A 15,170-nucleotide genomic window follows, 5' to 3' on the forward strand; every position below is an offset into this window, starting at 1 on the left:
TCCCCCATGCAGAAGTCTGTCATTCTCACGTCGCGTCGCGCGGCGGTCGCCACCCTGGCTGTCGCAGCAGCGACCCTGGCCGCGCCTGGCCTGGCCAGCGCCGCCGACGCATACCCCAACAAATCGCTGACCATCGTGGTGCCGTTCTCGGCCGGCGGCACGACCGACATCCTGGCGCGCATCGTCGGCAAGTCGCTGGGCGACGAGCTGGGCCAGGCCGTCATCATCGACAACCGCGCCGGCGCCGGCGGCAACATCGGTGCGCAGGTGGCCTCGCGCGCCAAGGCCGACGGCTACACGCTGTTCATGGGCACGGTGGGCACGCACGCCATCAACGAAACGCTGTACAAGAAGCTGCCCTTCAAGCCGCTGGGCGATTTCGCGCCGCTGACGCGCGTGGCCATGGTGCCCAACATCCTGGTCGCCCACCCCAGCCAGCCCTTCAAGACGGTCAAGGAGATGATCGCCTACGCGCAGAAGAACCCCGGTCGCCTGACCTATGGCTCGCCCGGCAACGGCAGCTCGCCCCATGTCTCGGGTGAGCTGTTCGAGAGCCTGACCAAGACCGAGCTGCTGCACGTGCCCTACAAGGGCAGCGCGCCGGCCATGAACGACCTGCTGGCCAACCAGGTGAACATCATGTTCGACAACCTGCCGTCGGCCATGCAGCACGTCAAAGCCGGCAAGCTGGTGCCGATCGCCGTGACCTCGGCCCAGCGTTACCCCGAGCTGCCCAAGGTGCCCACCATCGCCGAAGCTGGCGTGCCGGGCTACGAGGCCACGTCGTGGTTCGGCCTGTTCACCAACCGCGCCGTGCCCGCACCCATCGTCGCCCAGCTGAACGCGGCCATCGTGAAGGTGCTGGCCAAGCCCGAGGTGGTGGCGCAGATGAAGGAACAGGGCGCCATCGCCCACCCCGAAACCCCCGCCGCGTTTGACGCCTTCATCAAGGCCGAGACGGCCAAGTGGGGCAAGGTGGTGCGCGATTCGGGCGCCACGGCGGACTGACCCGCCCGGCCCCGCCAATTCCAACCCACTGCCCAGCCCAGCCTCTGTGGCAGACTGCTCTCCCATTTCGGGAGGCAGCCATGCAGGTGACGGGCGCGGTGCGTTGGGTGTTGCGGTTCGAGGGCTTGGGCCTGTTGGGGCTCTGCCTGCTGGGCTATGCCCGCCTGGGGCAGGGATGGGGCCAGTTCGCCCTGTGGTTCCTGGTGCCCGATCTGGCGCTCATCGCCTACCTGGCGGGGCCGCGCCTGGGGGCGTGGGCCTACAACCTGACGCATGCCCTGGTGGGGCCGGTGGTCGTGCTGGGCATCGGCTTGGCGCTGGCCGCGCCCGGGGCGCTGGCCGTTGGCTTGATCTGGGCGGCTCACATCGGCTTCGACCGCATGCTGGGGTACGGCCTCAAGTATGGGCAGGGATTTCGCTTCACCCACCTGGGTGTCATCGGCCGCGACAAGCCCTCGCAACCGGGTTGAACGCCGGCGCCGATCAAGCGCGCCAGTCTGGCAGTCGCCAGTCGCGCCACAGTGCCAGCATGCGCAGGCCGACGGTGGTGAACACGCAGGCGAAGATGGCGACCCAGGCCGCCCAATCGGTGAGGTATTGGCAGGCGATGTAGATCCAGCCGCCCAGAAAGCTCAACAGCGCATAGGGGCGGTGGTCGCGCAGGCTCACCGGCACTTCGTTGCAGACCATGTCGCGCAGCACGCCGCCGAACATGCCGGTGATGACCCCCATCAGCGCCGCCACCAGCAGCGGCATCTGGGCCACCAGCGCGTAGTGCACGCCGCTGGCGGTGAACAGGCCCAAACCCACGGCGTCGGGCCAGAGGATGGCACGCTCGGTGAGGCCATGGTGCCGGCCGCGCAGCCGCAGCAGCCGCATGCTCAGCACGCTCACGATGAGCACCAGCCACAGCAACTCGTGCTGGGCCACCCAGAAGAAGGGCCGTCGGTCCAGCAGCAGATCGCGCACGGTGCCGCCGCCAAAGGCAGCCAGGCAAGCCACCACGCACACGCCGACCACATCGAGCCGCTTGCGGGCGCCGGCCAACACCCCGGAGAGCGCAAAGGCCAGCGTGGCCAGGGCTTCGACCAGCAGGCGCAGCTGGGCGCCCCAGGTGTAGAGGTCGTTCAGGGTGAAGGCATCCAGCTTCATGGTAGTTTGGTGGAGTATGAGGCTGTTGTCCATGAAAGGTGATCGGATGAGGTGGTATACCTCTTGATCAGATTGCGTTCGGGAAGCCGATCTGGCGCCAGGCTTCGTAGGTGGTGACGGCGACGGCGTTGGACAGGTTCAGGCTGCGCTGGTTGGCGCACATGGGCAGGCGCAGGCGGTTGTCGGGTGCGAACGACTCGCGCCGCTCGGGCGCGAGACCGCGCGTTTCCGAGCCGAACACCAGCCAGTCGCCCCGCTGGAACGCCACCTGATGCACCCAGCGCGTGCCCCGGGTGGTGAGGGCAAACATGCGTGTGGGGTCGGGCGCCTGGGTGCGCAGGAAATCGGCCCAGCTGGCGTGGCGGCGCAGGTCGGCGTACTCGTGGTAGTCGAGGCCGGCGCGTCGCATGTGGCGGTCTTCCATGGAAAAGCCCAAGGGTTCGATCAGGTGCAGCTGGCTGCCGGTGTTGGCCGACAGGCGGATGACGTTGCCGGTGTTGGGCGGGATTTCGGGCTCGACGAGGACGATGTGGAACATGGTGAATTTCTGGGGCCCCTGCAGGGCGGCTCGGGGATTGTGCGACAGCCTGCAGCCTGCTTGGCCCTGTTTGTCACGGCGGCGTGTTGGCCGGTGGGTGCCGGGCGCCAGGGGTGGGCTGTGCGGGATTGGAAGCTGAACCCTGAACGACGGCTGGGGCGCGCACCGACTCATGGCGCGGCAGTCGCGGCAGGGCCGTGTCGGCCCGTGCGCGCCAGGACCAGCACGTTCACGCTGGCCGCGCCCGCATCCAGCAGGCATTGGCTGGCGGCCGTGGCGGTGGCGCCCGTGGTCAGCACGTCGTCGACGAGCAGGACGCGCAACCCGGTCAACCGGGTGTGGGGCGCAGGCGCGAACGCGCTGCGCATGCTGGCCAGGCGCTCGCGGCGGTTCAGCCGGTGCTGTGGTGCGCCGTCCTGAAGGCGCAACAGGCCGTGGCGCAGCTTGCGCGGTGCCAGCTGGCGGGCGAGCAGGGCGGTCTGGTTGTAGCCCCGCTCCAGCAGGCCTTGGGGCGTGAGCGGAACGGGGACCACGACGTCGGCGTGGGCGATGCACTCGGCCGCGCCGGGGACCTGCCGCATGAGCTGCGCCAGGGGGCGGGCCAGCCCGGCATCGCCACGGAACTTGAAGGCGGCGATGAGGGCGGTCCATGGTGGCGCGTAGCTGACGGCTGCCAGGCCACGCTGCCAGGGTGGGGGATGCAGCAGGCACTCGCCGCAACGCCACCCGGGGGTCGCGCTACCCGGTTCATGGGCGTGGGGGTGGAGGCGCCCGGCGTCGGCCAAGTGCAAGGCGCACTGGATGCAGCGCGGCTCGGGCTGCGCATGCTGGTGGATGCAGGCCGCGCACAGGCGCCGCGTGGGCCAGCGCTCGCAGATCGCGCATTGGCTGGGCACGGCGTGCAGCGCCCGTTCCAGGACTTGGCGGGCTCCGGTGAAGGCGGTGGCGGGGTGCAGCAGCGGCATGGCAAAGGGCGCAGTGGCCTTGGGTGGGCGCATCGGCGGGTGTACGCGACAATTGCGCCCCCACTGTGTTTCCCCGCCGACGTCTTTCCCATTGGGGAAAGCGCCGGTGCCCTGTGCCATGCCTTCCGAACACCTGCCCCCCTCGACGTCGTTGCCGCTCAGCGCTGGCTTCGCAGCCCCGCCTTGATGGCGGCGCAGTCGCCCTGGTTGCATGAAGAGGTGGCTCGGCGCATGGGTGAGCGCCTGGACTGGATCCGCCTGCAGCCCAGCCAATGGATGGTCTGGGAGCCGCTGCGTGGCGGGCAGCAGGCCCATCAGGACCTGCTGCTGCGCTATGGCAAGGGCCAGGCCTGGGTGGAGACGCGGCATCCGGCCAAGACCGAGGCTGTGTTGCGCAGCGCGACCGAAGCGGGGCACGGCGCCCTGGGGCGGCTGGGCGACAAGCTGGGCGCCATGTGGCGCAAGCCGCGCACCACCGTGGTGGGGCTGGGCGGCACGCCTGCCGGCGCCACGCAGATGGTGTGGGCCAACCTGGGCCTGCAGGTCGAACCCGATCCCCAGGCGGTGCTGCGCCACTGGCATGCGGCGCTCGCCGTCGACGGGTTCGTGATGTTCTCCTGCCTGGGGCCGGACACCGGCGCCGAGTTGCGCCGCGTGTACCAGGCGATGGGCTGGCCCACGCCCACACAAGCCTTCACCGACATGCACGACTGGGGGGACATGCTGATCGAAGCTGGCTTTGCCGAGCCGGTCATGGACATGGAGCGCATCACGCTGAGCTTCGCGAGCCCTGAGCGCCTGCTGCAGGAGTTGCGTGAGCTGGGCCGCAACCTGGCGCCCGGACGTGCACCCGGGCTGCACGGACGGGCTTGGCGCGCCGCGCTGCTGCAAGCCTTGGCGCAGCATGGCGAGACCGAAGGCGACGGCGCCCTGCGGTTGAGCTTTGAAGTGATCTATGGCCACGCGGTCAAGCCCGCGCCGCGCATGAAACTGGCGGCTGAAACCAACATCTCGCTGGACGCCATGCGGCAGGCCTTGCGGGGCAAGGCGCCGGACTGATCGCTTGCCCGGGGTGGCAAAAACCCCACGGAGTTTCAGGCTAAGATGTGCCGCTGATCGCGTTGCCAGATGTCGGGGGCATCACTGTGGCAAGCCAATGCAGTCAGGGTTTGCGAGGGTGTTGTCCTGTCATCTGGTGGATAGCGAGTCCAGGCAAGCTCATGCAACATGCGTTGGAAGGCCCACTTCCTTGCTGACGTGCAAGGACAGCAGTTGCACAACAACCGACACACATTGATGACAACGATGAAGAGCAAGACTGTTCGGCCAACATCCGCTTGGCGTCGCGCCTGCAATCCTTTGCCGCTGCTGTTTCTGGGGGTTGGGGCCAAGGCCTGGGCGGTGGAGGATCTGCCGGGAGGGCCAGCGGTCAATCAGCTCAACCTTCATCCGCCCGTGACCCGGATCGCGCAGGCCCAGCATGACCTGCACTGGATGATGCTCATCATCTGCACGCTGATCTTCATCGGCGTGTTTGCGGTGATGTTCTATTCCATCTGGAAGCATCGCAAATCCAAGGGGGTCAAGCCCGCCAACTTCCACGAATCGGTGAAGGTGGAACTGGCCTGGACCATCATCCCCTTCATCATCGTCATCATCATGGCGCTGCCGGCCACCAAGGTGCTGGTGGCCCAGAAAGACACGTCGAGCGCCGACCTGACGGTGAAGGCCACGGGCTATCAGTGGAAGTGGGGCTACGAGTACCTGACCGGTCCCGCCGAGGGCATCCAGTTCCTGTCCACGCTCGATGCGTCCCAGCGTGCGCTGTCCAGCGCCGGCACCCCGCAAGGCAACGATTACCTGCTCAAGGTGGACAAGCCCCTGGTCGTGCCGGTGAACAAGAAGGTGCGCGTCATCACCACCGCCAACGACGTGATCCACTCGTTCATGGTGCCGGCCTTCGGCATCAAGCAGGATGCGATCCCGGGCTTTGTGCGCGACACCTGGTTCCGCGCCGAGAAGGTGGGCGATTTCTACGGGCAGTGCGCTGAGCTGTGCGGCAAGGAGCACGCCTACATGCCCATCCACGTGAAGGTGGTCTCGGAAGAGGACTACGTCGCCTGGGTGGATGCCCAGAAGAAGGCCATGGCCGCGCTGGCTGACGATCCCAAGAAGGTTTGGGTCAAGGACGACCTGATTGCCCGTGGCCAGAAGGTGTACGACGCGAACTGCGCCGTGTGCCACCTGGCCAATGGCAAGGGCAGCGGCGCCATCAAGCCACTCGATGGCAGCGCCATCGTGCGCGGACCGGCTGCCGAGATGATGCACGTGGTGCTTGAAGGCCGGGCCAATGGGGCCATGCCGGCCTGGAAACAGCTGAGCGACACCGACCTGGCTGCTGTGGTCACCTTCGCCAAGAACCACTGGAGCAACGCCACCAACGAAGTCATTCAGCCGGCTCAGTTCGTCGACGCCCGGGCGGGCAAGTTCCCCGAAGGGGGCGCAGCCCCGGCAGCCGGTGCAGCCCCTGCCGCCAGCCCAGCGCCAGCGGCCAGCCCAGCGCCTGCGGCGGCAGCCAGCCCTGCTGATGCCGCATCCGCCGCAACCAGCCCCGCCGCGGCAGCGCCGTCCGGCTTGCCCTTCCAGGTCTTTTTTGCCACGGGCCAGCGCGCGCTGGATGCCGAGGCCGTCAACACGGTCAAGGCTGCAGTGGCTTACCTGAGCGAACACAAGGATGCCAAGGTTGCCCTCGCGGGTTTTGTGGATTCGACCGGCGATGCCGCGGCCAACGAGGAACTGGCCAAGCGCCGGGCCGAGGCCGTGCGCGATGCTTTGACGCAAGGGGGTGTGACCGCCGACCGCATCGAACTGCGCAAGCCGCAGGTGATCACGGCGGGCCAAGGCCCGGACAGCCAAGCGCGCCGCGTCGACATCGCTGCGCAGTGAGAACGGCACAACACAGACCGACGGAGAGACATTCATGAGCGCCGTTTTGCCCAGCCAGGATTTGCACGGTCATGACGCCCATGACCACCACGATGACCATGCGCACCACCAGCCCACGGGTTGGCGGCGCTGGGTGTATGCGACCAACCACAAGGACATCGGCACGCTGTACATGCTGTTCTCGTTCGCGATGTTCATCGTGGGCGGCATCCTGGCCTTGCTGATCCGCGCCGAGCTGTTCCAGCCCGGCCTGCAGGTGGTCAACCCCGAGCTGTTCAACCAGCTCACCACCATGCACGGCCTGATCATGGTGTTCGGCGCCATCATGCCGGCCTTCGTGGGCTTCGCGAACTGGATGCTGCCGCTGCAGATCGGCGCCTCCGACATGGCCTTCGCGCGCATGAACAATTTCAGCTTCTGGCTGCTGATTCCGGCCGGCATCATGCTGGTGGGCTCGTTCTTCATGCCGGGCGGTGCACCCGCTGCGGGCTGGACGCTGTATGCGCCGCTGACCCTGCAGATGGGCCCCTCGATGGATGCCGGCATTTTCGCCATGCACATCATGGGCGCCTCGTCCATCATGGGGGCGATCAACATCATCGTCACCATCCTGAACATGCGGGCGCCGGGCATGACGCTCATGAAGATGCCCATGTTCGTGTGGACCTGGCTGATCACCGCTTACCTGCTGATCGCGGTCATGCCCGTGCTGGCTGGTGCCATCACCATGACGCTGACGGACCGTCACTTCGGCACCACCTTCTTCAACCCGGCGGGCGGTGGTGACCCGGTGATGTACCAGCACATCTTCTGGTTCTTCGGCCACCCCGAGGTCTACATCATGATCTTGCCGGCGTTCGGCATCATCAGCCAGATCGTCACCGCCTTCAGCCGCAAGCGCCTGTTTGGCTACACCTCCATGGTCTACGCCGTGGCGGCCATCGCGATCCTGTCCTTCATCGTGTGGGCGCACCACATGTTCACCACCGGCATGCCGGTCACCGGCCAGCTGTTCTTCATGTACGCGACCATGCTGATCTCGGTGCCCACGGGCGTGAAGGTCTTCAACTGGGTCGCCACCATGTGGCGGGGCTCCATGACCTTCGAGACCCCCATGCTGTTTGCCGTGGGCTTCATCTTCGTGTTCACCATGGGCGGCTTCACGGGGCTGATCCTGTCGGTGGCACCGTTCGACATCCAGGTGCAGGACACCTACTACGTGGTGGCGCACTTCCACTACGTGCTGGTGGCGGGTTCGCTGTTCGCGTTGTTCGCGGGCTTCTATTACTGGTCGCCCAAGTGGACCGGCGTGATGTACAACGAAACGCGCGGCAAGATCCACTTCTGGTGGTCGCTGATCGCGTTCAACGTGACCTTCTTCCCCATGCACTTCCTGGGGCTGGCCGGCATGCCGCGTCGCTATGCCGACTACCCCATGCAGTTCGCCGACTTCAACATGATTGCGTCGATCGGCGCCTTCGCCTTCGGCATTGCCCAGGTCTACTTCTTCCTGTTCATCGTGGTGCCCGTGATGCGCGGCAAGGGCGAAAAGGCCGGCCAGCGTCCCTGGGAAGGGGCCGAGGGCCTGGAGTGGGAGGTGCCGTCGCCGGCGCCGTTCCACACCTATGAAACGCCGCCCAAGCTGGATGCCACGGCAACCCGCGTGATCGGCTGACCGGGAGCCCACACCATGGCCCTCAACACCGAGCAACGCAAAAGCAACCTGCGCCTGGCGCTGATCCTGGCGTCGGTGGCCCTGGTGTTTCTGCTGGGGTTCGTGGTCAAGATGCTCTGGCTGTCGGGCCAGTGAAGGAGCAGGGCATGGCCAGGCGCTGGAGTGAGAACGCACGCATGCTGGGCAAGCTTGTGGTGATCACCGTGGGCATGTTCTCGTTCGGTTACGCGATGATCCCGCTGTACAAGCACATCTGCGAGATCACCGGCATCAACATCCTGGCGCTGGGCGAAACCCAGGTGCCCGGCGCCAGTTCCAAGGCCAAGCCGAACAGCCAGGTGGACGTGTCCCGCACCATCACCGTCGAGTTCGACGCCAACGCCCGAGGCCCGTGGGAGTTCAAGCCCGAGCTGCGTTCGATGACGGTGCACCCGGGCGAGCTGGCCACGGTGATGTACGAGTTCCAGAACGTGCAGGACCGCACGATGTCGGCGCAGGCCATTCCCAGCTATGCGCCGCGCCAGGCCGCGGCGCACTTCAACAAGCTGCAGTGTTTTTGCTTCAGCCAGTACACGCTGGCACCCGGTGAGAAAAAATCCTGGCCGGTGGCGTTCGTGATCGATCCCAAACTGCCCAAGGACGTGACCACCATCACCTTGTCCTACACCTTCTTCGAGGTCGGGGCGAGCACGCCGGCGGCCCCCACGGCGCACCTGAGTGTGGTGCCTTCGGGTGTGGAGGGATCATGAGCGATCCCCGGAAATCCAATTCAGACGCAGTATCGGGCGATGGTCGTCCACCAGATAATGCCAAGCCATCGATACTGCGTGCATTTCAAACCGTGGCCTGGTCGTTTCTCGGCATTCGCAAGAACAGCGAATTCCAGCGTGACCTGCAAAGCGTCAACCCCCTGCACATCATCGCCGTGGGGTTGGTGTTGCTGCTCCTGTTCATTGGCGTGCTGCTGCTCATCGTGAAGGCGGTGGTGGCATGAACGTGTCGTTTGCGTCTGTCTGGCCAAGCCTGAGAACCCTTTCTGGAGACCCCGCATGACCCCCGCAACCCCAACGGCCGCGCGCCGTACTACTACGTGCCCGCCGAGTCATCGCACCCGGTGATGGCCGCCATTGGTTTGTTTTTCGTCATCCTGGGGGCCAGCCAATGGATCAACGGGGCCATGTGGGGCAAGTGGTGCCTGTTCATCGGCCTGATCTGGTGGCTGGTGGTGCTGTTCCGCTGGTTTGGCGATGCCATCCGCGAAAGCGAGGGCGGGCTCTATGGGCGCAAGATCGACCTGTCCTACCGCTGGAGCATGAGCTGGTTCATCTTCTCGGAGGTGATGTTCTTCGGCGCCTTCTTCACCGCGCTGTGGTGGGCCCGTGTGCACTCGGTGCCTACCCTGGCCAACCTGGACAACGCCAGCCTGATCTGGCCGGGCTTCCTGGGCGAATGGCCCGGCAGCCACGCCCCCGGGGCAACCGCCTCGCCCGCCGGCACCATCGAGCCGTTCCAGACCGTGGGGCCGTTCTGGTTGCCCACCATCAACACCGCCTTGTTGCTGACCTCGGGCGTTACCCTCACGATCGCGCACCATGCCCTGCTGGCCGGCCAACGTGCGCGCACCATCGCCTTCATGTGGGCCACCGTGCTGCTGGGGGTGATCTTCCTGGGCGTGCAGGGCTATGAGTACTTCCACGCCTACAGCGACCTGAACCTCAAGCTCAGCTCGGGCGTCTATGGTTCGACCTTCTACCTGCTGACGGGCTTCCACGGTTTCCACGTGCTCGTGGGCATGCTGATGCTGTTGGTCATCACCCTGCGCCTGATGAAGGGCCATTTCTCACCCCAGCAGCATTTCGGCTTCGAAGGGGCTGCTTGGTACTGGCACTTCGTGGACGTGGTGTGGCTGGGCCTGTACATCCTGGTGTACTGGATGTAAGCGCGGATCGGTGCTCACCCCATCAAGGCGCCGGCCGCGAGGAGGCGCCTTGTTGTTTGGAGCGGCGCTGAAAGGGGGACTCAGCCGCCCGCGGGCAATCCTGTGGGCTGGATGTAGCCCAGCTTGTAGGCCACCAGGATGACGATGAAGAGCAGGATCGACAGACCGATGCGAAACGCCAGCGCGCGCGCCATGCGGCGGCTGCGCTGGCCGTCGTCGACGCGGTCGTTTTTGTTGCGCTGGAGCATGAAGTACCCGGCTGTTGCCAGGCACGCCAGCACCGCCACCAATCCCAGGACCACGAGGAGTTTCATGCCGACCATTGTGCAACCACGGACCCGGTTCCGGCTGACCTGCGTGCGTCTGCCGAGAGGTGCGGCCCGTGTGCCATGCCGCGCACCCGCCAGGGCAGCCGCATGAATGGCCGCCGCATCGTGATCGCCATGGTGGCCGCGCTGGCCTTTGGCGTCACCTTGCGAGCCGGCTTTTGGCAAATGGATCGCGCGCAGCAGAAGGTGGCGGCCCAGGCGAACCGGGCCGCGCAGGCCAGACACGGCCCGCTGGACACCGCGGGTGTCATTCAGGCGTTGGCGCGCAGCACCCCAGCTCCGCACCAGGACCCGCATCAGGACGACCTCCTCGACCGCACCGTGCAGGTGCGCGGCCGATGGTTGGCCGAACACACCGTGTACCTCGACAACCGCAGCATGGATGGGCGAGCGGGCTTCTTCGTGCTGACGCCCTTGGTGCTGGCCCCCGCCCGCGGCACCGACGTGCGCAGCAGCGGGCCGGGCGATGCCGCATCCGGCGCCGCAGACCCGAGCCAGGCACCCCGACACGAACCTGCGGAGGGCTCAGATCGCCCGACCGGGGCAACGGCACGCCCGGCCCCCGTGATCTGGGTGCAGCGTGGTTGGGCACCGCGTCATGCCACCGATCGAGAACGTTTACCGCCCGTGACCACGCCACCCGATGACGTGGTGCTGGTGTCGGGTCGCCTGGCTGACCAGCCCTCGCGCCGCTATGTCCTCGGCGCGGACGGTGTGGGGCCAATCAGGCAAAATCTCGCCGCGCCGCAGATGCAGGCGCTTGTTCAACAGCCTGTGCTGAGCATGGTGGTGGTGCAAACCGATGCGCCATCGGATGGCCTGCTTCGCAACTGGCCGCCGCCCGAATTCGGGGCGGACAAGAATCGTGGCTATGCCGTGCAGTGGTTTGGCATGGCGGCCTTGATTTGGGTGTTGTATGTCTGGTTCCAACTCGTTCGACCGCTCCGCAACCGCCGCGCCTGACCTGACGCTGGAGTCGCCTCTGGGCATGACGGTGCATGGCTTGCCAGGGGCAGATGCCGTGGCGCCGCCAGACACCCACCGGGCGTCTGGCCGCATCAAGATGCTGCTGGTGTTGCTGGTGTGCGCGACCCCGGTCATCGCGTCCTACTTCACCTACTACGTGCTGCGGCCCGAGGGCCGGCGCAATTTCGGTGAACTCATCCAGCCGCAGCGTGCCCTGCCCGAGGGCGTGGCGCGCACACTGGACGGGCGCACCGTGCCGCTGTCCAGCCTGGCCGGGCAGTGGCTGCTGGTGAGTGTGGGCCCAGGGGCCTGCGACACGGCGTGCCAGGGCAACCTCTACCTGCAGCGTCAGTTGCGGGAGAGCCTGGGGCGTGAGAAGGAGCGGATGGATCGCGTCTGGCTGGTGTCGGACGATGCGCCCGTGGCGGCTGCGCTGCAGCCTGCGCTGACGCACGCCACGGTTCTGCGGGTGCCACAAGCCGAGCTGACGCGGTGGCTGGCGCCCGCGGCCGGCCATGCCTTGAACGAGCACCTGTACGTGGTCGATCCCATGGGCCACTGGATGATGCGGTTTCCCGCCAACATGGACGTGGAATCGGCCACGCGGGCCAAGCGCGACTTGGACCGGCTGATGCGCGGCTCGTCGTCCTGGGACCAACCCGGGCGCGACTCGCCCGTGGCCCAAGAGAAGTGATGAAGGTTGTTTGAGATGTGGATGGTGGTGGTGAACAGGCCTTGGCGTGACGCCGGGGCAGGGCAAGGCGCCCCTTGGAGGGCGGCATGAGCGTGCCGTTGTACGACCTGAGCCCGGTGCTGCACATGCTGGCCGGCGGCGCCGTGCTGGCCGCCTTGCCCATGGCCTGGCTGCTGTGGCGCACCCGGGGCGCCACGGGCCATCGCCGCCTGCAGGCGCTCACGCTGATGACGCTGTTCCTCACCTTTGACCTGGTGCTGTTTGGCGCCTTCACGCGCCTGACCGATTCCGGCCTGGGCTGCCCGGACTGGCCGGGCTGCTATGGCAACGCCACGCCCTTGGGGGCGCGCCACGAGATCGCCGCCGAACAGGCCGTGCTGCCCGATGGCCCGGTGACGCACCAGAAGGCCTGGATCGAGATGATCCATCGCTACCTGGCCACGGGTGTGGGTGGTCTCATCCTGGTGCTGACGGTCTGGAGCTGGCGCGTGTACCTGCGTCAGCAGCGCGAATCGGATGCCAGTATGGGGTATTCCTCGTTCATCAGTCCTTGGTGGGCGACGGTTACTCTCCTGTGGGTGCTGGTGCAAGGAGCATTCGGCGCCTGGACGGTCACCATGAAGCTGTTTCCGGCCATGGTCACCACCCACCTGTTGCTGGGCATTGGCCTGCTGGCGGTGCTGTGTGCGCAGGCCGTGCGCTATCGCGTGGGCCATGGGCCCGGCCAGGTGGCACCTGAGGGGGTGGGCCGCCTGCACGGGTGGTTGTGGCTGAGCTTGGTGACGCTCGTGGTGCAGCTGGCGCTGGGCGGTTGGGTCAGCACCAACTACGCGGTGCTGGCCTGCAACGGCTTTCCACAGTGCCAGGGCAGCTGGTGGCCGCCCATGGACCTGCGCGAAGGGTTTGAAATCTGGCGCCACCTGGGCCAGACCGGTGAGGGCCAGGCCATCACCTTCGATGCCCTGGTGGGCATCCATTTCGTGCATCGCCTGTTCGCCATCGTGGTGACGGCGTTGCTGGGCTGGACCCTGTGGCGCCTGCACCGCGGCGGGCACCTGCAGGTGCAGGTGCGCTGGGCGGCGGCACTGCTGCTGCTGCAGTTGCTCACGGGCTTGTCCAACGTGGTGCTGGACTGGCCCCTGCTGGCCGCCGTCATGCACACCGGTGGCGCCGCGGCCCTGACCACGGTGCTGACCTGGGCTTTGTGTGCCAGCGATGCCACCGCGCAGGTCGCGTCACAGGATCGGGCCTTGCAGGCCCACGGCACGCAGGAGGTGCGCGCATGAGTCAGCCCGTTTCACACGACGCCGAAGCCCTGCAGGGCGCGGCCACCGCCGCGCCCGTGCCGGCCCAACCCGGCGCGCGCGCCAGCACCTGGCGCCAGTTCTATGCGCTGACCAAGCCCAACGTGGTGCAGCTCATCGTCTTTTGCGCCCTGATCGGCATGGTGCTGGCCGTGCCCGGCGTGCCCGATGGGCGCGAGCTGGGCCGCATGGCCATCGCCTGCTTCGGCATCTGGCTGGTGGCCGCGGCCGCAGCCGCCTTCAACTGCCTGGTGGAGAAGCACATCGACGCCAAGATGAAGCGCACGGCCTGGCGTCCGACTGCGCGCGGCGAGCTCAGCGACCGTCAGGCGCTGGCGTTCTCGGCGGCGCTGTGCCTGGCCGGTTCCGCCATCCTGGTGCTGTGGGTGAATGCCATCACCATGTGGCTCACCTTTGCCACCTTCATCGGCTATGCGCTGATCTACACCGTGCTGCTCAAGCCGGCCACGCCGCAGAACATCGTCATTGGCGGCGCATCGGGCGCCATGCCGCCGGTGCTGGGCTGGTCGGCCATGACGGGCGACATCGCACCGCATTCGCTGATCCTGTTCCTGATCATCTTCCTGTGGACGCCGCCGCATTTCTGGGCCCTGGCGCTCTACCGGGTCGAGGATTACCGCAAGTCGGGCCTGCCCATGCTGCCGGTCACGCATGGCAACGCCTACACGCGGCTGCAGATCCTGCTCTACACGCTGACGCTGTTTGCCGCCTGCCTGATGCCCTTCGTGTTCCAGATGAGCGGCTGGTTCTACCTGGTCGCGGCCATCGTGCTGAACGGCGGCTTTGTGGCGTATGCGGTGGCGCTCTGGCGCAACTACTCGGACGCGCTGGCCCGCAAGACCTTCCGCTTCTCCCTGATCCACCTGTCGCTGCTGTTTGCCGCGCTGCTGATCGACCATTACCTGAGGTGAGCCGCATGCGTGCAATCTCCCGCCGCAGCGGCCTGGCTGCGGCTTCTGTCGGTGTGCTGGGCCTGCTGGGCCTGAGCGGCTGCGACCAGCGGCCCGACGGCCAGACCGTGCGGTTCACCGGCGTGGACATCACCGGCGCGCCGTATGCCCAGAGTTTCGAGCTGGCCGACGGCGATGGCAAGACCTGGCGCCTGGCCGACTTTGCCGGCAAGGCCGTGGTGCTGTTCTTCGGCTACACGCAATGCCCCGACGTGTGCCCGACGACGCTGGTTGAGGTCGCCAAGGCCAAGCAGCTGCTGGGCCGGGATGGCGAGCGCGTGCAAGCGGTGTTCGTCACCGTGGACCCGGAGCGCGACACGCCCGAGGTGGTCAAGGCCTATGCCGCCGCGTTCGACCCCAGCTTCATCGGCCTGCGCCCCACGGGCGACGAGCAGCTCAGGCAGCTCGCCAAGGCCTTCAAGATCGTCTACAGCAAAGAGCCCGGCCGCACGCCCGAGAGCTACACCGTGAGCCACACCTCGGCCAGCTTTGTGTTTGACCCCCAAGGCCAGGTGCGCCTCTACGAGCAATACAACGTCGGGGCAGAGGCCCTGGCCAAAGACCTGGCGCAACTGTTGCGGTGACGCGGCCCGACGACCAGGCAGGTCGCCGACGGCGTCGTTTGGAGTGCGGCGCCCAGCGGCGGCGGCGCATCGGTTGACGCCGCGCTCACCTCCTGCCGG

The 15,170-nt window shown here is 66.8% G+C and carries 18 protein-coding genes; 14 read left to right on the forward strand and 4 right to left on the reverse strand.

Translation table 11 applies throughout. The features are described from left to right. The first annotated feature begins 6 nt into the window (after positions 1-6). Both CCO03_RS05705 and CCO03_RS05710 read left to right on the forward strand, forming a co-directional pair. The gene (locus CCO03_RS05705) at positions 7-1,008 is read left to right on the forward strand and encodes a Bug family tripartite tricarboxylate transporter substrate binding protein (protein ID WP_087278415.1); all 1,002 of its coding nucleotides are present in this window, start codon (positions 7-9) and stop codon (positions 1,006-1,008) included. An 80-nt stretch (positions 1,009-1,088) separates the two neighbouring features. Beyond that, a complete protein-coding gene (locus tag CCO03_RS05710) occupies positions 1,089-1,478 on the forward strand; it encodes a DUF4260 domain-containing protein (RefSeq protein ID WP_087278418.1) in 390 nt (129 codons plus the stop codon). A gap of 13 nt (positions 1,479-1,491) precedes the next feature. Here CCO03_RS05710 and CCO03_RS05715 read toward each other — a convergent pair whose 3' ends face one another. From CCO03_RS05715 to CCO03_RS05725, 3 genes are all read right to left on the reverse strand, one after another. Then, complete coding sequence (locus tag CCO03_RS05715) at positions 1,492-2,160, reverse strand: trimeric intracellular cation channel family protein (protein ID WP_087278421.1); 669 nt, start codon at positions 2,158-2,160, stop codon at positions 1,492-1,494. Positions 2,161-2,227: 67 nt separating this feature from the next. Next, on the reverse strand, positions 2,228-2,698 hold the full coding sequence (gene trmL / locus CCO03_RS05720) for a tRNA (uridine(34)/cytosine(34)/5-carboxymethylaminomethyluridine(34)-2'-O)-methyltransferase TrmL (protein WP_087278423.1): 471 nt from the start codon (positions 2,696-2,698) through the stop codon (positions 2,228-2,230). Between the two features lie 170 nt (positions 2,699-2,868). Then, positions 2,869-3,663, reverse strand: coding sequence for a ComF family protein (locus CCO03_RS05725; RefSeq protein ID WP_236904039.1), 795 nt, complete (start codon positions 3,661-3,663; stop codon positions 2,869-2,871). A gap of 186 nt (positions 3,664-3,849) precedes the next feature. On the opposite strand from CCO03_RS05725, the gene CCO03_RS05730 reads away from it, so the two are divergent. From CCO03_RS05730 to CCO03_RS05755, 7 genes are all read left to right on the forward strand, one after another. Further along, entirely contained in the window at positions 3,850-4,722 is an 873-nt protein-coding gene (locus tag CCO03_RS05730) for a class I SAM-dependent methyltransferase (protein WP_087284246.1), read from the forward strand. A gap of 246 nt (positions 4,723-4,968) precedes the next feature. Then, positions 4,969-6,609 (forward strand): cytochrome c oxidase subunit II, encoded by a 1,641-nt coding sequence (coxB, locus tag CCO03_RS05735; RefSeq protein WP_087278426.1) that lies wholly within the window; start codon positions 4,969-4,971, stop codon positions 6,607-6,609. 34 nt (positions 6,610-6,643) lie between these two features. After that, positions 6,644-8,284 carry a cytochrome c oxidase subunit I gene (gene ctaD, locus CCO03_RS05740; RefSeq protein WP_087278429.1) on the forward strand — a complete coding sequence of 547 codons (1,641 nt, stop codon included), beginning with the start codon at positions 6,644-6,646 and terminating at the stop codon, positions 8,282-8,284. Between the two features lie 15 nt (positions 8,285-8,299). Further along, complete coding sequence (locus CCO03_RS20300) at positions 8,300-8,419, forward strand: cytochrome oxidase small assembly protein (protein ID WP_236904042.1); 120 nt, start codon at positions 8,300-8,302, stop codon at positions 8,417-8,419. A gap of 41 nt (positions 8,420-8,460) precedes the next feature. Continuing rightward, entirely contained in the window at positions 8,461-9,033 is a 573-nt protein-coding gene (locus CCO03_RS05745; RefSeq protein WP_418236040.1) for a cytochrome c oxidase assembly protein, read from the forward strand. Next, complete coding sequence (locus CCO03_RS05750) at positions 9,030-9,278, forward strand: DUF2970 domain-containing protein (RefSeq protein WP_087278432.1); 249 nt, start codon at positions 9,030-9,032, stop codon at positions 9,276-9,278. Before CCO03_RS05745 ends, CCO03_RS05750 begins: the two co-directional genes overlap by 4 nt. Positions 9,279-9,401: 123 nt before the next feature. After that, entirely contained in the window at positions 9,402-10,223 is an 822-nt protein-coding gene (locus CCO03_RS05755) for a cytochrome c oxidase subunit 3 (protein ID WP_087278435.1), read from the forward strand. Between the two features lie 80 nt (positions 10,224-10,303). Here CCO03_RS05755 and CCO03_RS05760 read toward each other — a convergent pair whose 3' ends face one another. Beyond that, positions 10,304-10,537 carry a DUF2909 domain-containing protein gene (locus CCO03_RS05760; protein WP_087278438.1) on the reverse strand — a complete coding sequence of 78 codons (234 nt, stop codon included), beginning with the start codon at positions 10,535-10,537 and terminating at the stop codon, positions 10,304-10,306. Between the two features lie 75 nt (positions 10,538-10,612). On the opposite strand from CCO03_RS05760, the gene CCO03_RS19520 reads away from it, so the two are divergent. The 5 genes from CCO03_RS19520 to CCO03_RS05785 all read left to right on the forward strand — a co-directional run bounded on the left by CCO03_RS19520 (position 10,613) and on the right by CCO03_RS05785 (position 15,071). Next, a complete protein-coding gene (locus CCO03_RS19520) occupies positions 10,613-11,515 on the forward strand; it encodes an SURF1 family protein (RefSeq protein ID WP_157667519.1) in 903 nt (300 codons plus the stop codon). After that, complete coding sequence (locus tag CCO03_RS05770; RefSeq protein ID WP_087278442.1) at positions 11,469-12,212, forward strand: SCO family protein; 744 nt, start codon at positions 11,469-11,471, stop codon at positions 12,210-12,212. Before CCO03_RS19520 ends, CCO03_RS05770 begins: the two co-directional genes overlap by 47 nt. Before the next feature lie 86 nt (positions 12,213-12,298). Next, entirely contained in the window at positions 12,299-13,498 is a 1,200-nt protein-coding gene (locus CCO03_RS05775) for a COX15/CtaA family protein (RefSeq protein ID WP_087284251.1), read from the forward strand. Then, positions 13,495-14,448, forward strand: coding sequence for a heme o synthase (cyoE, locus tag CCO03_RS05780; protein ID WP_087278445.1), 954 nt, complete (start codon positions 13,495-13,497; stop codon positions 14,446-14,448). The genes CCO03_RS05775 and cyoE overlap by 4 nt, the downstream gene beginning before the upstream one ends. A 5-nt stretch (positions 14,449-14,453) precedes the next feature. Further along, complete coding sequence (locus CCO03_RS05785; RefSeq protein ID WP_087284254.1) at positions 14,454-15,071, forward strand: SCO family protein; 618 nt, start codon at positions 14,454-14,456, stop codon at positions 15,069-15,071. The last annotated feature ends 99 nt before the right edge of the window (positions 15,072-15,170 follow it).

This window comes from Comamonas serinivorans, assembly GCF_002158865.1.
Lineage (GTDB): Bacteria > Pseudomonadota > Gammaproteobacteria > Burkholderiales > Burkholderiaceae_C > Comamonas_E > Comamonas_E serinivorans.